This is a genomic window from Pseudomonas sp. PF05, from assembly GCF_056521845.1.
Map to the genome: position 1 here is coordinate 199,707 of NZ_JBWLPW010000003.1, position 19,011 is coordinate 218,717.

Consider the following 19,011-nt stretch of genomic DNA (forward strand, 5'->3'; position numbering starts at 1 on the left):
AAAGCCGCGTAAGAGCCGCGTAAGAGCCGTGTAAGAGCCGTGTAGGAGCTGTGTAGGAGCTGTCGAGTGCAACGAGGCTGCGATCTTTCCCCTAACACTTGAGTCTCAAGCGAAAGATCAAGATCAAGATCAAGATCAAGATCAAGATCAAGATCAAAAGATCGCAGGCTTCGCCAGCTCCTACAGAGGCCAGCGGGAGCAAGCCAGGCAGAGCCTGTTTATGCCAGGCTCTTGCTCACCACCTCGAACACATCGGTGGAAAGCCCGCCGGACGCCAGGATGCGCTCCAGTTCAGCCTTCATCAGCGCCTGGCGGGCGCTGTCGTATTTGCGCCAGCGAGTCAGCGGGGCCAGTTGCCGGGAGGCAATCTGCGGGTTGAAGCCATTGAGCTGGATGACCAGGTCCGCCAGGAAGCGATAACCCGAACCGTCGGCGGCATGGAAGTTGATCAGGTTCTGCCCGGCAAACGCACCGACCAGCGCGCGCACCTTGTTCGGGTTCTTGATATTGAACGCCGGGTGCTCCATCAATGCCTTGACCCGCGCCAGGCCACCCGGCAACGGGCTGCCGGCCTGGACGCTGAACCATTGGTCCATGACCAGCGGGTTGCCCTTGAAGTTTTCCGCAAACACTTCCAGGGCCTTGGCCTTCTCGGCTTCGAACGGCGAGTTGACCAGTACCGCCAGCGCGGTCAGGCGCTCGGTCATGTTGTCGGCGGTGTCGAACTGTTCCAGGGTCGCGCTCAGCACCTCAGGCTTGTCGCTGAGCATCAGGTACGACAGCGCAATGTTCTGCAACGCGCGACGGGCGAAATGCTCGGCCTCGGCCACATATGGCGTTTTCTTCGACAGGTCGCGATTGGCGGCATAACGCAGCCACAGGGCTTCGAACAGGTTCTCGGCCAACTGCTGGCGGGCGAACTCACGGGCAGCATGGATCGCCTCGACGTCGGCCACTTCGCTGATTTCCGTCAGGTAGGCTTCGCTTGGCAGCGAGAGCATTTCGGCGACCATGGCCTGGTCCAGGGACTCGTCCGTCAGCACGCTGCGCAACGCACTGACCAGGCGCGGATCCAGCGTCAGGCTGGCGCCCTGCTGATGCTGGACGATCAGATCCTGCAACACTTGCACCGACAGTTGCTGGCCGGCATCCCAGCGGTTGAACCCGTCGCTGTCGTGTTGCATCAGGAACATCAACTGGTCGCGGTTGTACGGGAAGCTCAGCTTCACCGGCGCCGAGAAACCACGCAGCAATGAAGGCAGGGGGTGTTCGGCGATGTCGACAAAGGTGAAGGTCTGCTGGGCTTCGGTCACCGAGATCACCCGTGATGTGCCGTCCGCCGCCGCTTCACCGGCCAGGCGCAACGGGATCCCGCCACCCTGGCTATCCAGCAGGCCCAGTTCCACGGGAATCACGAACGGCAGCTTTTCCATCTTGTCCGGGGTCGGCGGGCAACTCTGGCTGAAGGTCAGGCTGTAGGTCTTGGCGGCGGCGTCGTAGGACTCGCTCACTGCAAGCCGTGGCGTACCGGCCTGGCTGTACCAACGCTTGAACTGGGTCAGGTCGACGCCATTGGCATCTTCCATGGCCTTGATGAAGTCATCGCAAGTCACGGCCTGGCCGTCGTGGCGTTCGAAGTACAGGTCACTGCCCTTGCGGAAGCCTTCGGCGCCCAGCAGGGTATGGATCATGCCTACCACTTCCGAACCCTTTTCGTACACGGTCAGGGTGTAGAAGTTGGAGATCTCGATAAAACTGTCCGGACGCACCGGATGCGCCATGGGGCCGGCGTCTTCGGCGAACTGGTGGGTACGCAGGTACGCCACGTCCTGGATACGCTTGACGGTGGCGGAGTTCATGTCGGCCGAGAAGCCGGCGTCGCGAAACACCGTGAAGCCTTCCTTGAGCGACAGTTGGAACCAGTCGCGGCAGGTCACGCGGTTGCCCGACCAGTTATGGAAGTATTCGTGGGCAACGATCGCCTCGACCCGCTGATGCGCGGCATCGGTGGCGGTTTCGGCGCGGGCCAGCACAGCGCTGGAGTTGAAGATATTGAGGCCCTTGTTCTCCATGGCGCCCATGTTGAAATCGTTGACCGCGACAATCATGAAGATGTCCAGGTCGTACTCGCGCCCGTATACCTCTTCGTCCCAGCGCATCGACTTCTTCAGGCTGGTCATGGCGTGCTGGCACTTGTCGATGTTTTCCGGCTCGACATAGATGCGTAGCGCTACGCTGCGCTCGCTCAGGGTCGTGAAGGTGTCTTCGACGCACCACAAATCGCCGGCCACCAGGGCAAATAGGTAGGCAGGTTTCTTGAACGGGTCTTCCCAGGTCGCCCAGTGCCGGCCCTCTTCGCCGGGCCCGCTGGCAATCGGGTTGCCGTTGGACAGCAGCACCGGATAGCTGTGCTGCTCGGCCACCACGGTGGTGGTGAACTTGCTCATCACATCCGGGCGGTCGAGGTAATAGGTGATCTTGCGGAAACCCTCGGCCTCGCACTGGGTGCAGAACATGCTGCCGGATTTGTACAGGCCTTCCAGGGCGGTGTTGGTTTCCGGGTGGATCCGGACAGTGGTGTCGACCGTGAAGGCCTGGGCCTTGGGGTGCAGGGTCAGGTGGCTGTCGTCCAGTTGATAGTCGCTCTGCCCCAGGTCGACGTCATCGAGCTTGAGCGAGACCAGTTCCAGGTGCTGGCCATCGAGCACCAGCGGCGGCAGCCCGGCGCCGCGCTCGGGATTGCGGCGCATCACCAGTTGCGCATGGACCAGGCTGTGGTCCTCGAACAACTCGAAGGTCAGGTGCGTCTCATCGATCAGGTACTCGGGCGCCTGATAGTCCTTCAGGTAAATCATCTTCGGTTGTTCGGTGCGCATGGGTCGAATCCTTCTACTGATGCACGGCGAGCTGGTAGGCCGTGTATTTACGAATGTTGATCACGCCGGTGTCAAAAATCAGGTACTGGCCCTTGATCCCCAGCAGCGTGCCTTCGGCAATCGGGTTCTTGTCCAGGTTGAAGCTGACGATCTTGGCCGGGTATTGCTCCACCGGATAACGGATCTCGATGGGCTCGACGTCCGCTATGGTCTGGATCGCTTGCAGGCCGAATCGTTCCTGCAAGCCCTGCAATCCCTGGGCGCAGCTTTCGAACAGCGCGTCGCGGATCGCCGGCAGGTCCACCGCGGCGGCATCGCCCTTGAGCAAGGCGCGCCAGTTGGTCTTGTCCGCCACTTGGCTGCGGAACAGGTCTTCGACAAACCCCGATTGCTGGCGGGTGGCGACCCGCAGGATCGGCAGCGCCTGGCTGGCGCCCTGGTCAAGCCAGCGGGTCGGCAATTGCGTGGCGCGGGTGATGCCGACTTTCACGCCTGAGGAGTTGGCCAGGTAGACCACATGATCGGTCATGCAGAACTGCTCGCCCCAGGCCGGGTCACGACAGGTGCCCGCCTCGTAATGGCAACGCTCGGGGCTCATGATGCACAGGTCGCACTGGGCCAGCTTGGTCATGCAGGGGTAGCAATAACCCTGGCTGAAGCTGGTCTTGGTCCGGCGTCCACAGTGGGTACAGTGGATCGCGCCGAGGTACTCCAGGCGCACCGTGCTGCCGATCAACGGGTTGACCGGCACCTCGACATCGCCCAGGCGAAAGGCGTATTGAACGGTCGCCCCGTCAAGGCGCGCCGACATCTTGCTGATTGCACCGCGGCCAATCTCGATCAATGGATGGCGTCCGACTTGAACAGGATATTGGGCACTTCGGTGGATTTCGAGTGGCATTCCTGCGCGCCCATGTAGCCGGTGCGCTCGTCTTCGGGCAGGTTCTGCATTTCCCAGGCGATCATCGCCTGCAGCGACAGCTCGCGCTGCTCAGCGGTGAGCTTGTTGCCATCGGGCCATTTACCGATTTCCACCGCCAGCTTCAGGCTCTGGTAGATGTCGGGGGTGATGTTCTGGATCATTTCTGCAAAAGACGACATGTTAAGCAATCTCCAATAATGTCGTGGTTTTCCAAGGCAAAGCACGACTGACAGCCGTGTGGATACCCGCTAATCTAGAATTCCCTGGACAGCTTGACCTGGGCCAGCTCTTTTTCCAGGGAGCGCCTGAATATCTGTGGCGCGGCAAAGGTGTACGCGGCAAACCCCAGCCACAGCCAGTCAATCGCCTGAGCCACCTGCGGGTAGCCCTGGGCCGTCAGGGTGATGACCACCACCCGATAGACCACGAACATGAGCAACAGCACCACAATGGCGCGACTGGCGCTGCGCTCGCTCATCCAACTGTTGAACCGCCACCATGTTCCCAAAAACAGACTGCCGCGGGCCTTGACGGCGGTCAGCAAGTGCAGCGCGGCCCGGTCATTGGCGTTTTCCTGCAAGGCCCAGATGGCGTGCTCACGCGCGCCCTCGACGTCACCTTCGCGCAACAACAGATGCCCGAGCACCACCACGGCCCCGGTATGCCCCGGTTCGGCCTGCAAGGCCTGGCGGGCGAACTGGTGCGCCTTCCCCCAGTCGCCGCTGGCACGATAAAACTGAGCCATGGCAACCAGATTTGACGCATCGTCGGGCCCCAATTCCAGGGCTTTTTCCAACGGCTCGCGGCTTTGCTCCAGGCGGCCGGTCAACTGGTAAAGATCGGCCAGGGTGCGGTAATTGACCGGATTGAGCGGTTCCATGTCCAGCAACTGGGTCAAGTGTTCCTGGGCCAGCTTGAACTTGCGCAGGGCAATGGCAACCTGGGCGGCGGCGTAATGGGCGAGCGGCAGTTGTGCATCGGCTGCCAGCGCCAACTGCACCTCGCGCCTGGCAGCATGCACGCGGCGCAGATTGATCAGGCACACCGCCAGCAACGCATGGGCTTCGGCCGAGTCCGGATCGCTCGCCAGCAATTGGCGCAGCGCGTCGATAGCACCGTCGTAATGGTCGGCCTGCAAGCGTTGATACGCCAGTTGCAGCAGATAATCGGTATTCATCAGCTCACCACCAGATACCAGAGAGTGGCAGGCACCCACTTGATGACCATGCCCTTGAGCACGAAAGCGCCAACCAGCACGACGGGCAAGCCAAAGCGGTTCAGCACGCCACCGTAGTACTGGTAGATCTCGATGGTCGCGTTTTGCTGCATGAACAGCAGATACCCGATGGCAAGTTTCCACACCACCAGGGTCAACAAGGCGTATTGGATCTGCGCCTGGTTCTGGATGTAACCGGCGTCCACCAGTTGCAGCAGCACCACGCCGATGACCAGGCTGCCCACCAGGCAAAGGCCGGCCAGCAACCACTCACGTACGCGGGTCGGGCTGCCCACCGCGATGGCGTTGAAGACAAACCACGGCAAGCCGAGCCAGGCGCCCCCCAGCATCAGCCCCAGCAACGGCCAAAAAGGCGAGACGGCCCACTTGGCCAGAGCGCCCGGACGCGGTTCGTCTTCAATGCGATAACCACCGTACTGCGCCATCAACGGCCCTTCCCATGTTTGTCGAGGAAGGCCAGCACTTCGTCGTACTGGTTACCTTCATTGGCGTAACGCGCGTAATTGCGCGCCGTGGTCAGCCATTCCAGGGTGGTTGCCCGTACTTCCTTGAGCGCCTGCTTGAAATGTCGGTCGCAGATCGGTTGCTCGCTCGCGCCGCTGATGGACTCTTCGATCGCTTCGTCAGCGGCGGTTTCCACCAGCTCACCCAGGTCCGCACCGGAAAAGCCCGAGGTGTTTTTCGCCAGGAAGGCAAAGTCGATGTCCTCGGCCATCGGACGGCCTTGCATCATCAATTTGAGCATGGCTTCCCGGGCAGGCCGGTCCGGCGGCGGCACGAACAGTACCCGGTCAAAACGCCCCGGACGCCTGAAAGCCGAGTCCACCGACCAAGGCACGTTGGTCGCGGCGAGAATCAATACGCCGTGATTGTCCTTGGTAAAACCGTCCATCTCGGACAAGAACTGACTGACAAGCTTCGAAGATGTCGAATCCCGGGTATTGGAGCGCTTGCCCCCCAAGGCCTCGACCTCGTCGAAAAACATTACCGCCGGCGCCTGGGCACGGGCCTGTTCGAACAGCGCGTGCAACTTGCGCTCGGACTCGCCGATGTACATGTCCAGGACATCGGAAATGGCCACGTTGAAGAACGTCGCCTTGCACTCCCCGGCCGTGGCCCGGGCCAGCATGGTCTTGCCACACCCCGGAGGCCCATAGAGCAACACGCCACCGCCGACACGCTTGCGAAAGCGCTGGAACAGGCCGGGCTTCTGATAAGGCAGGATGATTTTTTTGTGGATGGTTTTCTTCAGCTCGTCCAGGCCACCGATGTCATCGAAAGACAGGACTTCCTTTTCCGGCACCAATAGTCGACGGACCTCAGTCTGGTCGGTGTTGTCATTGGAGATCACGCGCAAGCGCGGACGCCCTTGCGCAGCTGAAAAGTCGGTCACGGATACGTTCAACTGACGCCATAGCGCCATGTCTTCAAGGGCTGGGTTGGCATCCACCGCGGCGCGGTATTCCACCTGGGCCTCCTTCATCTGCTCCAGGGCCGCAAAGGCGCGCGCCCTGAGCATCCGCGCAGCAGGCTCGTCGCCTTCAATCAGGCGAAGGGCCCGTTGCGCCTGGCCCGCGGCGATACATAGCCCGGCCGCAGCCATTTTCAAGGCCTGGGCATCGCCCCATTGCTCAAGATCGGCAGGCAGCAACTCAAGCCCGCGCGCGTACTCGCTGCGCTCGACACTGGCGTTGAGCAGCAGTGTCAGCAGCGCGACGTTACCGGGCGCAGCAAGGAGTGCGGCCTCCAGTTGGTCGAACGTCGAATCATCCATGGCACTTCCTCAAAAAATGCGTTCGCGTGACAGACAATCTCATTGCACCACCTCCGGCCGCTCGACATCGACCCAGACGAACTTGTGCGGATCCAGGCGGGTTTCCTGGTCGAGACGATAGGCGACCAGTTTGCCGTAGAGCACTGCGCTGTAATCCAGGCAGGCCAGGTTCGGGCGAATGGGCGCGGGTTTGCCGCTGCGCCAATAGTGGCCGACGAACAGCAACGGTTCATGGACGCCATAGCGCAGCAGGTTGTTTTTTTCATCGGCCGACAGCGGCGTGCGGGCCACTGGTTCCGGCAAGGCGTCGGGCTGGAACACAATGTCGCCGTAGGTCTGCGGGTTGTCTTCCCAGAACTTGGTGCGGAAAAACGAACGGGTCAGGCCATCGCCTCCCGTCAGCGTCAAGCCATGGGGCAGGCGCATGTCCGTGCCACGCAGCAAACGATCGAACACCGTGCAGGCAAAACTGCCCGGTTGCGCCGAGGCCTGGAGGAAATGCTCGTCGACACAACCGTCGGGGAACAGGCCACGCAGCGGTTCGATCAGGCCCGCATCCCAACAGGCATGCACCACCCGGAACCGGCCGGCGTCGACAAACAGCGGCAGCTCGTAGAACCATTTGAGAAAGTCATGCCAGTCGCCGGGATGCTGCTCGAACTGGGTCAGGGTCTCGTTGAGCAGGCGGGCATGGCGCGGCGTGTGTTCGCGCACGTAGCGCTGACCGCTGCCCGGCAATGCCGGTGTGCTCCAGCCCAGGGCGTTGAACTCGTGGTTGCCCATGATGCACAGCGCCTGGCCGGCCACGACCATGTCGTGGACGATGTGCAGCGCCTCGCGAATCCGCGGGCCACGGTCGATGATGTCCCCCAGGAACACGGCCATGCGCGACGGATGCCGCCAGACCCCGCCCTGCTTGTGGTAACCGAGTCGGTCCAGCAGGTGTTCCAGGGTCAGGGCGCATCCGTGCACGTCACCGATCAAATCGTAACTGCGCGCGGGATCGAGCATCAGTCGCCTCCACCCCCCAACCGACTGCCCCAGCCGAGCTTGGTCCGGCAGACTTCGTAGTAATTGTGATCCAGCGGATGGATCAGACGCAGCTTCTGCGCTTTTTTGCTGACGGTAATGGTGTCACCCGGCGCGCAGGTGAAATGGTTCTGGCCATCACAGGACACTTGCGGGTAGATCTGCATATCCTTGGACACGACGATTTTCAGCTCACTGTTGCCATCGACCACAATCGGTCGCCCAGACAAGGTATGGGGGTACATGGGCACAATCACAATAGCGTCGAGCTTGGGATGCATGATCGGCCCACCGGCCGAAAGCGCGTAGGCCGTGGAGCCGGTGGGTGTGGCGACGATCAGGCCGTCGGCTTTCTGGCTGCAGACGAACTGGCCGTCGATGTACAGCTCGAATTCGATCATGCGCGTGGATTTGCCAGGGTGCAGCACCACGTCATTGAGGGCATCGCCCTGGCCAATGGCCTCGGCGTGACGGCGGACCTCGGCTTGCAGCAGGAAGCGGTTTTCCACCAGGTAGTGGCCGTCCAGCACCTCGGCGACCTTGGTTTCCAGCTCGTCAGGGCGGATATCGGTGAGGAACCCCAGGCTGCCCCGGTTGATCCCCAACACCGGGATGTTGTGCCGCGCCAAGGCCCGGGCGGCCCCCAGCAGGCTGCCGTCGCCACCGACCACGATCACCATGTCGCAGACCTCGCCCAGCATCTTGCGCGACGACGTCTGCAGGCCATGGCCCGGCAAGACTTCGGCGATGGTATCTTCGAGGATCACATGCAGGTGTCGCTCCAGGAGGAAACGTTTGAGACGGCGAACGGTGTCCAACACCTGCGAACTGCCCAGGCGACCGATGATGCCGATATTGCGAAATTGCTCCATGAGGCTCCTGCGAGGGTCTGCGGCGGGCGAAAACCACGATTATGGGCGAAAGCGCTCCATAGACAAAATCCTTTAAGCCTTCGTCGCAGCAGCTATGCTCGCAAAATGATCCTGTTCCCTGAATTGCTGGACTTGCCCCGCCGCCTGCGCCATCCCGAAGTGCGCGACCTCGCGTGGGCGATCATCGCCCCGCCGATGCTCATCGACACGCCCTGGCCCCAGCGCCATCCCCTGGCCGGCAGTGACTGGGTACAGGCACCTGATCAGTTGGAGCACTGGCTGCGGCAACTGGACCGTGACAGCTACCCGCTGCTGCATTGCCTGTCCCAAGGGCGAACGCGGCGCCTGGGCCTGTATTACGAAAGGCTGTGGCAGTTTGCCGCGCAGCATGCCCCGGGCATCGAACTGATTGCCGCGAACCTGCCGATCCGCCACGAAGGCCAAACGCTGGGTGAACTGGACCTGCTGCTGCGCGATCGTGACGGCATCCATCACCTGGAGCTGGCGATCAAGTTGTACCTTGGCCCCCAGCACGGTAACGGGTTGGACGCCGCGCAATGGCTGGGCCCGGGTTGTCATGATCGGCTCGACCGCAAGCTGGCCCATCTACGCGAACACCAACTGCCGATTTCGGCCCGCCCGGAAAGCCGAGAGGCCCTGGCGGCACTGGGTATCGAGCCCACGGGGATCGAGCTGTTTCGTTCCGAACTCTGGTTGGGCGGGTATCTGCTGTACCCCTGGCCGGGCCAGGCTGAACCGCCGGCCGGTGCCCACCCCCGGCATTTGCGCGGCCGCTGGTTGCACCAGCGGGACTGGCCTGAGTTTATCGCCCAGCGTCCACCGGGGCGCTGGCAACCCCTGCCCCGCGCCGCCTGGCTGGCCCCGGCGCATTATCCGGCGGACCAAACCTGGAGCACCGCGCAATTTGACGCTTGGCGAATGGCCCTGGACCCCATGGCCCCGGCGCAGTTGATGGTGCGCCTGAGCGAAAACGCCGAGGGCGAGTGGGAGGAAGCCGAGCGGGTGTTCCTGGTGGCCGATCTTTGGCCGAATGTGCCGGGTAGTGCTTAATAGATTGGCGCAAGCCCTGTAGGAGCTGGCGAAGCCTGCGATCTCTTGATCTTTCGCTTGAGACTCAAGTGCCAGGGGAAAGATCGCAGCCTCGCTTCGCTCGGCAGCGCCTACAGGGACAACCGCACAGCCAACGCCGCCAACGTCACCAGCAACACCGGCAGCGTCAGCACGATCCCGACCTTGAAGTAATACCCCCAGCTGATCTGGATGTTCTTGCGCGCCAGCACATGCAGCCACAGCAAAGTCGCCAGGCTGCCTATCGGGGTGATTTTCGGGCCCAGGTCGCTGCCAATGACGTTGGCGTAGATCATCGCCTCCTTCACCACCCCGGTGGCTTGGCTGGCATCGATGGACAAGGCACCGACCAGTACCGTCGGCATGTTATTCATGATCGATGACAAGAAAGCCGTCAGCAACCCGGTGCCCATGGCCGCACCCCATACCCCATATTCGGCGAAGCCGTCGAGCCAATGGGCCAGGTAGCCGGTCAGCCCGGCGTTGCGCAGGCCATAGACCACCAGGTACATGCCGAGGGAGAAAATCACGATCTGCCACGGCGCTTCCTTCATCACCTTGCGGGTGGAAATCTTGTGGCCGCGGGCCGCGACAGCCAGCAGCAATGCAGCGCAGACCGCCGAGATCGCACTGATGGGAATCCCCAGCGGCTCCAGCGCAAAGCAGCCCAGCAGCAGGATCACCAGCACCGCCCAGCCGGTATAAAACGTTGCCTTGTCGTGGATCGCCTGCGCCGGATCGTCCAGTTGATCGGGGTCGTAGTCGCGCGGGATGTCGCGACGAAAGAACCACAGCAAGATCGCCAGGCTGGCCGCCACGCTGACCAGGTTCACCGGCACCATGACCGCTGCATAGCGGTTGAAACCAATGCCGAAGAAGTCCGCCGAGACAATGTTCACCAGGTTCGATACCACCAGCGGCAGGCTCGCGGTGTCGGCAATGAAACCGGCGCCCATCACGAATGCCAGGGTCGCTACCGGGGAAAAGCGCAATGCCAGCAACATCGAAATCACGATAGGCGTCAGGATCAACGCCGCCCCGTCATTGGCAAACAGGGCCGACACCAGAGCCCCCAGCAGCACCATGAACGCAAACAGCTTGTGTCCACTGCCCTTTCCCCAACGGGCCACATGCAAGGCCGCCCAGGCGAAGAAGCCGGCTTCGTCCAGCAGCAGGCTGATGATGATCAGCGCGACAAACGTACCGGTGGCGTTCCAGATGATCTGCCAGACCAGCGCAATGTCGCTGACCTGCACCACCCCGCTCAACAACGCCAGCAGCGCGCCGAGCGTCGCGCTCCAGCCGACGCCAAGCCCCTTGGGCTGCCAGATCACCAGCGTAATGGTCAGCAGGAAAATCAACGACGCGATCAGCATGCGCAACAGCCTTGGAAGGAGAACTGAAAAGAGGGAGTCAGGCGTGACGAAAAACGGCCTGGTGGTGCGAAGGGGCGAATATATGGAAATTCGAATATTCAGTAAAGCGCGCAGATGAGTTGCCGATGTCGCGAGGGAGGGTTATTCCACTGTGGGAGCAAGGCCTTGCTCCCACAGAAAATTACTTCGCCACAAAGGCGATTGGCTTGAAGCTGTGCGAAGAGATCAAGCCTTCTTGTGTTGCTCGACCCACTGGCCGTAGGCATCGATGAACTTCTGCAGGAAAGGCCGTACCGACTCCGACAGGTTGCCCGCCTCGTCAAACGCCGTCCCGGCACCGTTCAGGTAGGCTTCCGGCTGCTGCATGCAGGGAACGTCAAGGAAGACCAGCGACTGGCGCAAATGATGGTTGGCGCCGAAACCACCGACGGCGCCCGGCGAAGCACTGATCACCGCGCCCGGCTTACCGCTCAGGCAACTCTGGCCATAGGGACGCGAACCGACGTCGATGGCATTCTTCAGCGGCGCCGGCACCGAGCGGTTGTACTCAGGCGTGACGAACAACAAGGCGTCGGCCGCGCCCACCTGCTGGCGGAATGTGGTGTAGGCTGGCGGCGGTGTTACATCGATGTCTTCGTTATAAAGTGGCAGTTCGCCAATCTCGACGATGTTCAGCTTGAGGTTGGCTGGCGCCAGGTCAGCCAGTGCCAGCGCGACCTTGCGGTTGATCGATGCCTTGCGCAGGCTGCCCACCAAAACGGCCACTGTATAGACATTACTCATAAGAGGCTTCTCGACTGTCAGCTCAAAGGAGCCTGTAGTTATAGATGATCGGGGCAACAATTGGACCAGTGGAGCGACGAAAACCTGTCGGCTGGACTATTTTTTTCATGTAGGAAAACTTACCGCGCTTGACCAGGGTCTACAGAACCGCAAATCGAGTGATTTATTTCCAGAGGTTCTAAGCGATGGCAGCAGTACTTGTCGGACAATTTCATGCGCGGGACGGCGAAGGTCGCGTCTATTCGGTGCATGAGTTCCAGGAATCGACCCCGTCGCCTGACGGAAACGGCAAGGAGCCTGTCACCACCTATAAGCTGGCTATCGGTGATCGAGTCAACAAACTCGACGACGGCAAATTTATTCTGGTGCAATCTCAAATCGAATTGACGCGCGAACCGGAACCGCCACTGCAGGCGCAAACATCCACTGAAACGCAAATAGCGCTGTAACCAATTGGTTATGAGCAGAAGTCATGCCCGGATTTGGGTTAGGATTCAGCCACTTGATGGCTCACCCGCCGAACATGGACTTCTTGCATGCGTTTACGCCACATCGAAGTGATCCAGGCGCTGTTGCAAACCGGCCACCTCGGCACGGCGGCCGAATGGCTGCAACTGCCGGTGGCGGAGGTCGAGGCGATCCTGCGCGATGCCGAGGCCCAGTTGGGCTTCATGCTCTTTGCCAGCGTGCGCGGGCGTTTGCAGGCCACCCGGGAAACCCTTGAACTGCGCGAAGGCATCACGCGGGTGTACGACACCCTCGAACCGGTGCAGCGCCTGGCCAGCAGCCTGAAACTCTATCAAGCGCCGCCCTTGCGTATTATCTGCACCCCGCCGCTGGCCCAGCAATTGTTACCCCAGAGCATCGCTGCCTTGCGTCGCCGCCATCCGGATGCACCTTGCACCCTGCTCAGCCAACCGACCCGCGACATCGTCCACAGCCTGCTGTTGCGTGAAAGCGACCTGGGCCTGAGCTTGCACGATCCCGAACACCCCGACATTCATTGCCAGACGATCGCCCAAGGCAAGCTGCAATTGCTGGCACCCCACGGCTGGCTGCAACCACGGCAGAAATACATTTCACTCCAGGACCTGGCGGGCCAGCCATTGATAGGCCTGGATGGCCATGACCCGCTGAGCCCTGCGTTCGAGCATAAACTGGCGGCGTTGCGACCGGCACCGATGATCCAGATCCGCGTCCAGACCCATCAAATGATGCGCGCCATGGTCGAGGCCGGCGAAGGTCTTGCCATCGTCGACCCGTTCACTGCCTCCGGTGCCAAGGGCAGTGGCCTGGACGTCTGCCCGGTATCGCCCGCCATTGCGATTGGCCTCTATGCCCTGAGCCTGAACGGCACGCCGCCCTCACCCGCCCTCCAATCGCTGCTGGAACGGGTTACGGAACAAGCCGAGGCGTTGTTGAGCCACTGATCGACATGCCCAGCGGATCGTCGAACAACCGGTACCAGAACAACGCCACTTCAGCGGTATGCCGGTCAATGCCGCGATAGCGCAGGTGATCGATACCGCCAAGCACGTAACCGCAACGCTCATAGAGCCGGCACGCACCCAGATTGTTGTTCTGGGTCTCGAGCATGATGCCCGGCAGTTTTTTCTTGCGGCTCCAGAACTGGGCGACATCGAGCAACGCCTTGGCCACCCCATGGCGACGGGCCGGGGCGTGTACCGCCAACTCGTCGATGTGGGCATAGCCGTTCCAGTTGGTACTGACCACCAGATGCCCCACGGGCTGGTCATCGAGATAAGCCATGAAGATCTCGCTGTCCGGGGCGTCGCGAAAACTGCTGAACTCCTCGGGATCGATGCCATAGCACTTGCGATAGGGAACAATGGGCGTCACCGGCCACTGGCCGACGGGCCGGCCGATCTGCGCCGTCGCGTAATCGCTGACTTCGAAACTGAAATCACTGCCCCAGATATAGGCGGCAAAGCCGTCATCGACGACGCGCACCGACAAGCCGGGGTGCTTGGGATTCATGACCGGTTGCATACTGGGGAAGGTCCTCATTCCTTGAGGCAACCAACGGCGTGGTGCCATCCATTGCCCTTGTCTTTCAAGTCTTCACACATCAAGCGGGATCCGTGGACTGCCCGTTACCTCAGGGTAGAAGGTCGTGGCGATTGTGGCGAGAAATGAACGATGGATGCAGTAGCCCACTTAAGGCTGAATGAATCATTGTGGCCAGAGATTGTTCCCGCTGGCCTCTGTAGGAGCTGCCGAAGGCTGCGATCTTTTCCCTGACCATTGAGTCTCTCAAGTGAAAGATCAAAAGATCGCAGCCTCGCTTCGCTCGACAGCTCCTACAGGGCCCTTTCCAGAGTTCATCCGTGCGAAGCGGCCTGCGACTCGGCCAACTGCGTCCACAATGCCGGAGCACCTGCGGACTTGGCGATGGCTTCCAGACGCGCGGCATGTTCGGCCAGGTCGCTTTCGCTGGCACGGATGATCCGCGATGGCTGGCGGTCAGCGGGCAAACGGCGGATTTCCGTGGCCTGGTTGCCAGAGCCTTCGCCAGTACCGTTACCGTCCGAGGCGTTACCGGCCAGGGACAGGCTGGTCTGGCCGCCGGTCATGGTCAGGTAGACGTCGGCCAGGATCTCGGAGTCGAGCAAGGCGCCGTGCAGTTCACGACCGGAGTTGTCGACGCCGTAGCGCTTGCACAAGGCGTCGAGGCTGTTGCGCTGCCCAGGATGGCGTTCCCGGGCCATCATCAAGGTATCGAGGATGGTGCAATGCTGGGTAATGTCGGCCCGGTCGTGCTGGCCCATCAGGGCAAATTCGTTGTTGATGAACCCGACGTCGAACGCCGCATTATGGATGATCAACTGCGCGCCTTGGATGAATTCGAAGAACTCATCGGCCACTTCGGCGAAGCGCGGCTTGCCCACCAAAAACTCGTTGGTGATGCCGTGCACGCCGATGGCGCCCTCGTCACTTTCGCGATCCGGTTGCAGGTAAACGTGGAAATGGCGACCGGTCAGGCGCCGGCCGATCAGCTCGACACAACCGATTTCAATGATCCGGTGACCATCGGTCACCGGCATGCCGGTGGTTTCGGTATCCAGTACTACAGATCTGTTGGCCATCAGTGTTCAGTTCCCAGCGGACATGCTTGCAAAGGCGCGGATGTTAACACGCTCTTGTGGCAAGGGGATTTACCTGAGAGCCAGGCTCGTGGAAGCAGATGATGAGCGAGAGCAAACACTGTGGGAGCAAAGCTTGCTCGCGATGAAGATCATGCGCTCTTGCAGGAAAACCGGGGCGCCTGTGTCGCGAGCAAGCTTTGCTCCCACACAAGCGCCTCGCCATAGGAGGTACATCCGGCTGAATCAGGCCTGCTTGTAGCCCCGAACCTCATCGACCCCACGATTGGCCAACTGGTCGGCGCGTTCGTTGCCGTGGTGGCCGATGTGGCCGCGCACCCATTTCCAAGTGACGTTGTGGCGGTTGACCTGCTCATCCAGCAGCTTCCAGAGATCGGCATTTTTCACCGGTTCCTTCGCCGCCGTCTTCCAGCCGCGCTTTTTCCAGTTCGCCATCCACTCGTTGATGCCTTTCATGACGTACTGCGAGTCGGTCACCAGCAGCACATCGCAGGGCCGCTTGAGCTCTTCCAGGCCACGGATCGCACCCATCAGTTCCATGCGATTGTTGGTGGTATTGGTTTCGCCGCCCCAGAGTTCCTTCTCCACGCCCTTGCACACCAGCAACGCGCCCCAGCCGCCCGGACCGGGGTTGCCTTTGCAGGCGCCATCAGTGAAGAGTTCTACGCTATCGCTCATGCCAATCTATCCAGAAAAAATGCAAAGGCCCGCCGATCGGCCCGACAACACGCGCGGCCCGATACCGGCAAGACCATCGAAAAAGGTTACGGCCCGATGTGGCGACGATTGACCTTGGCCATTGGCAAGGGAATCAGTTTGCCCATCGGCTCGCGTCGCGCCTGGCGCACCGGGCGCAGCCCGACCGCGATCTTGCGCGCCACCAATAGGTAGAAGCCGCCGCCGGACAGCTGCCAGTCACCGGCCTTGCGCTCCCAGCCGGCCAGGCGCGCCTGCCACTTGGGCGATGCAAGCGGCGGACGATAGCACCCGAAGCGGCGTTTCTCCAGCGCAAAGCCCAGCAGGTTGAGCCAGTCGCCAACCCTCGACGCCGAGATGCAGCGGGCCTGGCGCAAGGCGTCATGAGCAAAGACATGACGCAAGCCCCAAGCGCTCCAGGGGTTGATGCCGATGATCAACAGGTGCCCGCCGGGGCGCACGCTGCTGGCGGCTTCACGCAACAAACCGTGGGGCGACAGGCAGAAATCCAGGCCGTGCTGCATGACCACCACGTCGGCGGCATGTTCGCTCAACGGCCAGGCCTGCTCCTCGCAGACGATTTCCACCCCGGGCAACGGCGCCCCCAGGCGCACGTTGCGCTGGACTTGCGGTGCCGACGGCGGCGTCTGCGCCGAAGGTCCGTAGTGCACCAGATAGCCGCCGAAGAACCGGCCCAACTCGTCTTCGAGCATGTGCCGTTCTTCTTCCAGCAAAAATTGCCCGACAGGGCCGGACAGCCATTCACGGGCGGCACTGATCAACGCCAACCAGTCAGGATCAGCCTGAGCGAACGCTTCATCGGTCATTGCATTCTCCAACGCGTCAGGAAGTTCTAAGATGCGCCTTTGTTTTCCGCTTGGCGAATTCCGCGATGATACAGATCAGTGCCCTGCCCGCATTCACCGATAACTACATCTGGTTGTTACAGGATCACTCTACCCAACGGTGCGCCGTGGTCGACCCGGGTGACGCCGCGCCGGTGCAGGCCTGGCTCGAGGCCCATCCGGGCTGGGTCCTGAGCGACATCTTGATCACCCACCATCATCATGATCACGTCGGCGGCGTCCAGGTACTGAAAAATGCGACGAACGCCACCGTCCATGGCCCGGCCAGCGAAAACATCCCGGCGCGGGACAAGGCCCTGCATGACAACGACAAGGTCAGCGTGCTCGGCTGGGACTTCGATGTCTACGCCGTGCCTGGCCATACGCTGGGGCACATCGCCTACTACCACCACGGCCTGCTGTTCTGTGGCGACACCCTGTTCGCTGCCGGTTGCGGCCGGCTCTTCGAAGGCACGCCTGCGCAAATGCACCACTCGCTCAGTCGCCTCGCCGCCCTGCCTGAAGATACGCTGATCTACTGCACCCATGAATATACCCTCAGCAACCTGAAATTCGCGGCCGCCGTGGAGCCAGGCAATCCGGACATCGCCGCCCGCCTGGAAAAAGTCAGCCGACAACGCAGCGAAGGCATCATGACACTGCCCTCGACCCTGGCCCTGGAAAAACTCACCAACCCGTTCCTGCGCACGACTGAAACATCCGTTAAACAAAAAGCAGACGAACGGAATGGCCAGCGAAACCAGACGCCAAGTGAGGTTTTTGCGGCCTTGAGAGCTTGGAAAGATAAGTTCTAAGGCAGCTATCGCTTGATACAAAAATTCTGAAAGGTTGACCTGCTGGGGTGCGCTTCCTAGAATCGGCCGACATTTTTGCCCGGAACTTACTTCCAGCCAATGTCGTCATCTATACGTAGGTCCGTCCAGTCAGACACTTTGACCCGCTTGGCTCAAGCCATCGCGGTGGCTGTGTCAGCCACATTGGCGGGCTGCCAGAGCTCGAGCCAGCTGCCGCAGACCGACGCGGCCCATACGCCGAATATCGCCGCTCGCGCCAAGCAGAAGCCGCTATGGCTCAGTGAAAAACCCAGCCCCCAAGTACCCCAGGATGTCTGGGAGCGCATGCGCCAGGGCTTCCAGCTGCAGGAAACGGCCGGCGTCAACCCGCGTATCGAGCAACAGCGCCTGTGGTTCGCCAGCAACCCCTCCTTCCTGGAAAACGCCGGCGAGCGCGGCAGCCTGTACATTCATTACATCGTCGAACGCCTCGAAGAGCGCAACATGCCGCTGGAGCTGGCGCTGCTGCCGGTGATCGAGAGTGCCTACAACCCCATGGCCTATTCCCGGGCCAACGCAGTGGGCCTGTGGCAATTCATCCCGTCCACGGGGCGTTACTTCAACCTGCGCCAGACCCGCTTTTATGACGGGCGTCGCGATATCACCGCCTCCACCACGGCCGCCCTGGACTACCTGACGCGCCTGCACGACATGTTCAACGGTGACTGGTTGCTGGCGCTGGCAGCCTACAACGCCGGCGAAGGCACGGTCAGCCGCGCCATCGAGCGCAACGAGAAGCTTGGCCTGCCCACCGACTACTGGAACCTGCCGCTGCCCAGCGAGACCCAGGCCTATGTGCCAAAGTTGCTGGCGCTGTCCCAGGTGGTGCTCTCGCCCGAAGCCTATGGCGTGAACCTCAACCCGATCGCCAACGAACCGTATTTCCAGGTCGTCGAGATCAACCAGCGCATGGACCTGTCCAAGGTCGCCGCCGTGGCCAACATCGACGAAGACGAGTTGTTCCAGCTCAACCCGGCCTTCAAGCAGCGCACCACCATCGATGGCCCCCAGCACCTGCTGGTGCCAACGTCCAAGGCCCAGTTGCTGGCCGCCAGCCTGTCGACCATGCGCCCGGAAGAACTGATCAGCCAGCGCTCGCCCAAGCCGGTGTTTGAATCGACCGACGACAGCGACTTGGCAGGTGCAAGACGCACCTACCGCGTCAAGCGCGGCGACAACCTCGGCCAGATCGCCAAGGCCAACAACGTCCGGACCAAGGACTTGCAACGCTGGAACAAGCTGCGTGGCAGCAAGCTCAAGATCGGCCAGACCCTGGTGATGCTGGACGCCACGCCCACCAAGGCCAAAGGCAAGCGCATCAGCACCGTGGTGGCCGCCAATACCAAGGGCAAGAAGAAGCAAACCCAATACAAGGTCAAGCAGGGTGATTCGTTGTACGTCGTCGCCAAGCGCTTCAACGTGGAAATGCAGCACCTCAAGCGCTGGAACCCGCGGATGGGCAAGGCACTCAAGCCTGGGCAGATGCTGACGGTCTATTCCCCGCATTGACACCGGGGCACCTGTAACTAGGGA

The 19,011-nt window shown here is 61.4% G+C and carries 19 protein-coding genes; 5 read left to right on the plus strand and 14 right to left on the minus strand.

Going from position 1 to position 19,011, the window contains the following annotated elements:
- Positions 1-218 precede the first annotated feature (218 nt).
- The 8 genes from pepN to AC09SL_RS08530 all read right to left on the minus strand — a co-directional run bounded on the left by pepN (position 219) and on the right by AC09SL_RS08530 (position 8,710).
- On the minus strand, positions 219-2,876 hold the full coding sequence (gene pepN, locus AC09SL_RS08495; protein WP_058544578.1) for an aminopeptidase N: 2,658 nt from the start codon (positions 2,874-2,876) through the stop codon (positions 219-221).
- Between the two features lie 13 nt (positions 2,877-2,889).
- Positions 2,890-3,720 (minus strand): DUF2797 domain-containing protein, encoded by an 831-nt coding sequence (locus AC09SL_RS08500; protein WP_058544577.1) that lies wholly within the window; start codon positions 3,718-3,720, stop codon positions 2,890-2,892.
- Positions 3,717-3,977 (minus strand): YeaC family protein, encoded by a 261-nt coding sequence (locus AC09SL_RS08505; RefSeq protein ID WP_058544576.1) that lies wholly within the window; start codon positions 3,975-3,977, stop codon positions 3,717-3,719. The genes AC09SL_RS08500 and AC09SL_RS08505 overlap by 4 nt, the downstream gene beginning before the upstream one ends.
- Positions 3,978-4,051: 74 nt before the next feature.
- Positions 4,052-4,975 carry a tetratricopeptide repeat protein gene (locus AC09SL_RS08510; protein ID WP_058544575.1) on the minus strand — a complete coding sequence of 308 codons (924 nt, stop codon included), beginning with the start codon at positions 4,973-4,975 and terminating at the stop codon, positions 4,052-4,054.
- Entirely contained in the window at positions 4,975-5,460 is a 486-nt protein-coding gene (locus AC09SL_RS08515; protein WP_043042394.1) for a hypothetical protein, read from the minus strand. Before AC09SL_RS08515 ends, AC09SL_RS08510 begins: the two co-directional genes overlap by 1 nt.
- Complete coding sequence (locus tag AC09SL_RS08520; RefSeq protein WP_058544574.1) at positions 5,460-6,809, minus strand: ATP-binding protein; 1,350 nt, start codon at positions 6,807-6,809, stop codon at positions 5,460-5,462. The genes AC09SL_RS08515 and AC09SL_RS08520 overlap by 1 nt, the downstream gene beginning before the upstream one ends.
- 39 nt (positions 6,810-6,848) lie before the next feature.
- The gene (locus AC09SL_RS08525; protein WP_175360836.1) at positions 6,849-7,823 is read right to left on the minus strand and encodes a metallophosphoesterase; all 975 of its coding nucleotides are present in this window, start codon (positions 7,821-7,823) and stop codon (positions 6,849-6,851) included.
- A complete protein-coding gene (locus tag AC09SL_RS08530) occupies positions 7,820-8,710 on the minus strand; it encodes an NAD(+) kinase (RefSeq protein ID WP_003202709.1) in 891 nt (296 codons plus the stop codon). Before AC09SL_RS08530 ends, AC09SL_RS08525 begins: the two co-directional genes overlap by 4 nt.
- 105 nt (positions 8,711-8,815) lie before the next feature.
- On the opposite strand from AC09SL_RS08530, the gene AC09SL_RS08535 reads away from it, so the two are divergent.
- Positions 8,816-9,781, plus strand: a complete 966-nt coding sequence (locus AC09SL_RS08535; protein ID WP_058544572.1) for a DUF1853 family protein — start codon at positions 8,816-8,818, stop codon at positions 9,779-9,781.
- A 110-nt stretch (positions 9,782-9,891) separates the two neighbouring features.
- Here AC09SL_RS08535 and AC09SL_RS08540 read toward each other — a convergent pair whose 3' ends face one another.
- Positions 9,892-11,175: an arsenic transporter gene (locus tag AC09SL_RS08540; RefSeq protein WP_058544571.1), complete on the minus strand. Its 1,284-nt coding sequence runs from the start codon at positions 11,173-11,175 to the stop codon at positions 9,892-9,894.
- Between the two features lie 225 nt (positions 11,176-11,400).
- Positions 11,401-11,958, minus strand: a complete 558-nt coding sequence (locus AC09SL_RS08545) for an NADPH-dependent FMN reductase (RefSeq protein ID WP_058544570.1) — start codon at positions 11,956-11,958, stop codon at positions 11,401-11,403.
- A gap of 185 nt (positions 11,959-12,143) precedes the next feature.
- On the opposite strand from AC09SL_RS08545, the gene AC09SL_RS08550 reads away from it, so the two are divergent.
- Together AC09SL_RS08550 and AC09SL_RS08555 are read left to right on the plus strand one after the other, a co-directional pair.
- Positions 12,144-12,407, plus strand: coding sequence for a hypothetical protein (locus AC09SL_RS08550; protein ID WP_058544569.1), 264 nt, complete (start codon positions 12,144-12,146; stop codon positions 12,405-12,407).
- Between the two features lie 87 nt (positions 12,408-12,494).
- Complete coding sequence (locus tag AC09SL_RS08555) at positions 12,495-13,388, plus strand: LysR family transcriptional regulator (protein WP_058544568.1); 894 nt, start codon at positions 12,495-12,497, stop codon at positions 13,386-13,388.
- On the opposite strand, the gene AC09SL_RS08560 is transcribed toward AC09SL_RS08555, so the two are convergent.
- The 4 genes from AC09SL_RS08560 to AC09SL_RS08575 all read right to left on the minus strand — a co-directional run bounded on the left by AC09SL_RS08560 (position 13,354) and on the right by AC09SL_RS08575 (position 16,606).
- Positions 13,354-13,968: a GNAT family N-acetyltransferase gene (locus AC09SL_RS08560; RefSeq protein WP_058544567.1), complete on the minus strand. Its 615-nt coding sequence runs from the start codon at positions 13,966-13,968 to the stop codon at positions 13,354-13,356. The two genes, AC09SL_RS08555 and AC09SL_RS08560, sit on opposite strands and share 35 nt — an antisense overlap.
- A gap of 332 nt (positions 13,969-14,300) precedes the next feature.
- Positions 14,301-15,065, minus strand: coding sequence for a DNA polymerase III subunit epsilon (gene dnaQ, locus AC09SL_RS08565; protein ID WP_058544566.1), 765 nt, complete (start codon positions 15,063-15,065; stop codon positions 14,301-14,303).
- 243 nt (positions 15,066-15,308) lie between these two features.
- The gene (gene rnhA, locus AC09SL_RS08570; RefSeq protein ID WP_058544565.1) at positions 15,309-15,761 is read right to left on the minus strand and encodes a ribonuclease HI; all 453 of its coding nucleotides are present in this window, start codon (positions 15,759-15,761) and stop codon (positions 15,309-15,311) included.
- Positions 15,762-15,847: 86 nt separating this feature from the next.
- Positions 15,848-16,606, minus strand: a complete 759-nt coding sequence (locus tag AC09SL_RS08575) for a class I SAM-dependent methyltransferase (RefSeq protein WP_058544564.1) — start codon at positions 16,604-16,606, stop codon at positions 15,848-15,850.
- Between the two features lie 65 nt (positions 16,607-16,671).
- Between AC09SL_RS08575 and gloB the strand changes: the two genes are divergently transcribed.
- Together gloB and AC09SL_RS08585 are read left to right on the plus strand one after the other, a co-directional pair.
- Positions 16,672-17,439: a hydroxyacylglutathione hydrolase gene (gene gloB, locus AC09SL_RS08580; RefSeq protein ID WP_058544563.1), complete on the plus strand. Its 768-nt coding sequence runs from the start codon at positions 16,672-16,674 to the stop codon at positions 17,437-17,439.
- Positions 17,440-17,538: 99 nt separating this feature from the next.
- Positions 17,539-18,987 (plus strand): transglycosylase SLT domain-containing protein, encoded by a 1,449-nt coding sequence (locus AC09SL_RS08585; RefSeq protein WP_058544562.1) that lies wholly within the window; start codon positions 17,539-17,541, stop codon positions 18,985-18,987.
- Positions 18,988-19,011: the final 24 nt, after the last annotated feature.

What these genes read in the sequence shown, in the direction of transcription:
- pepN (WP_058544578.1), bottom strand. Translation starts at nt 2,876, where the DNA reads ATGCGCACCGAACAACCGAAGATGATTTACCTGAAGGACTATCAGGCG.
- AC09SL_RS08505 (WP_058544576.1), bottom strand. Translation starts at nt 3,977, where the DNA reads ATGTCGTCTTTTGCAGAAATGATCCAGAACATCACCCCCGACATCTAC.
- AC09SL_RS08510 (WP_058544575.1), bottom strand. Translation starts at nt 4,975, where the DNA reads ATGAATACCGATTATCTGCTGCAACTGGCGTATCAACGCTTGCAGGCC.
- AC09SL_RS08515 (WP_043042394.1), bottom strand. Translation starts at nt 5,460, where the DNA reads ATGGCGCAGTACGGTGGTTATCGCATTGAAGACGAACCGCGTCCGGGC.
- AC09SL_RS08520 (WP_058544574.1), bottom strand. Translation starts at nt 6,809, where the DNA reads ATGGATGATTCGACGTTCGACCAACTGGAGGCCGCACTCCTTGCTGCG.
- AC09SL_RS08530 (WP_003202709.1), bottom strand. Translation starts at nt 8,710, where the DNA reads ATGGAGCAATTTCGCAATATCGGCATCATCGGTCGCCTGGGCAGTTCG.
- AC09SL_RS08535 (WP_058544572.1), top strand. Translation starts at nt 8,816, where the DNA reads ATGATCCTGTTCCCTGAATTGCTGGACTTGCCCCGCCGCCTGCGCCAT.
- AC09SL_RS08540 (WP_058544571.1), bottom strand. Translation starts at nt 11,175, where the DNA reads ATGCTGATCGCGTCGTTGATTTTCCTGCTGACCATTACGCTGGTGATC.
- AC09SL_RS08545 (WP_058544570.1), bottom strand. Translation starts at nt 11,958, where the DNA reads ATGAGTAATGTCTATACAGTGGCCGTTTTGGTGGGCAGCCTGCGCAAG.
- AC09SL_RS08550 (WP_058544569.1), top strand. Translation starts at nt 12,144, where the DNA reads ATGGCAGCAGTACTTGTCGGACAATTTCATGCGCGGGACGGCGAAGGT.
- AC09SL_RS08555 (WP_058544568.1), top strand. Translation starts at nt 12,495, where the DNA reads ATGCGTTTACGCCACATCGAAGTGATCCAGGCGCTGTTGCAAACCGGC.
- AC09SL_RS08560 (WP_058544567.1), bottom strand. Translation starts at nt 13,968, where the DNA reads ATGCAACCGGTCATGAATCCCAAGCACCCCGGCTTGTCGGTGCGCGTC.
- dnaQ (WP_058544566.1), bottom strand. Translation starts at nt 15,065, where the DNA reads ATGGCCAACAGATCTGTAGTACTGGATACCGAAACCACCGGCATGCCG.
- rnhA (WP_058544565.1), bottom strand. Translation starts at nt 15,761, where the DNA reads ATGAGCGATAGCGTAGAACTCTTCACTGATGGCGCCTGCAAAGGCAAC.
- AC09SL_RS08575 (WP_058544564.1), bottom strand. Translation starts at nt 16,606, where the DNA reads ATGACCGATGAAGCGTTCGCTCAGGCTGATCCTGACTGGTTGGCGTTG.
- gloB (WP_058544563.1), top strand. Translation starts at nt 16,672, where the DNA reads ATGATACAGATCAGTGCCCTGCCCGCATTCACCGATAACTACATCTGG.
- AC09SL_RS08585 (WP_058544562.1), top strand. Translation starts at nt 17,539, where the DNA reads ATGTCGTCATCTATACGTAGGTCCGTCCAGTCAGACACTTTGACCCGC.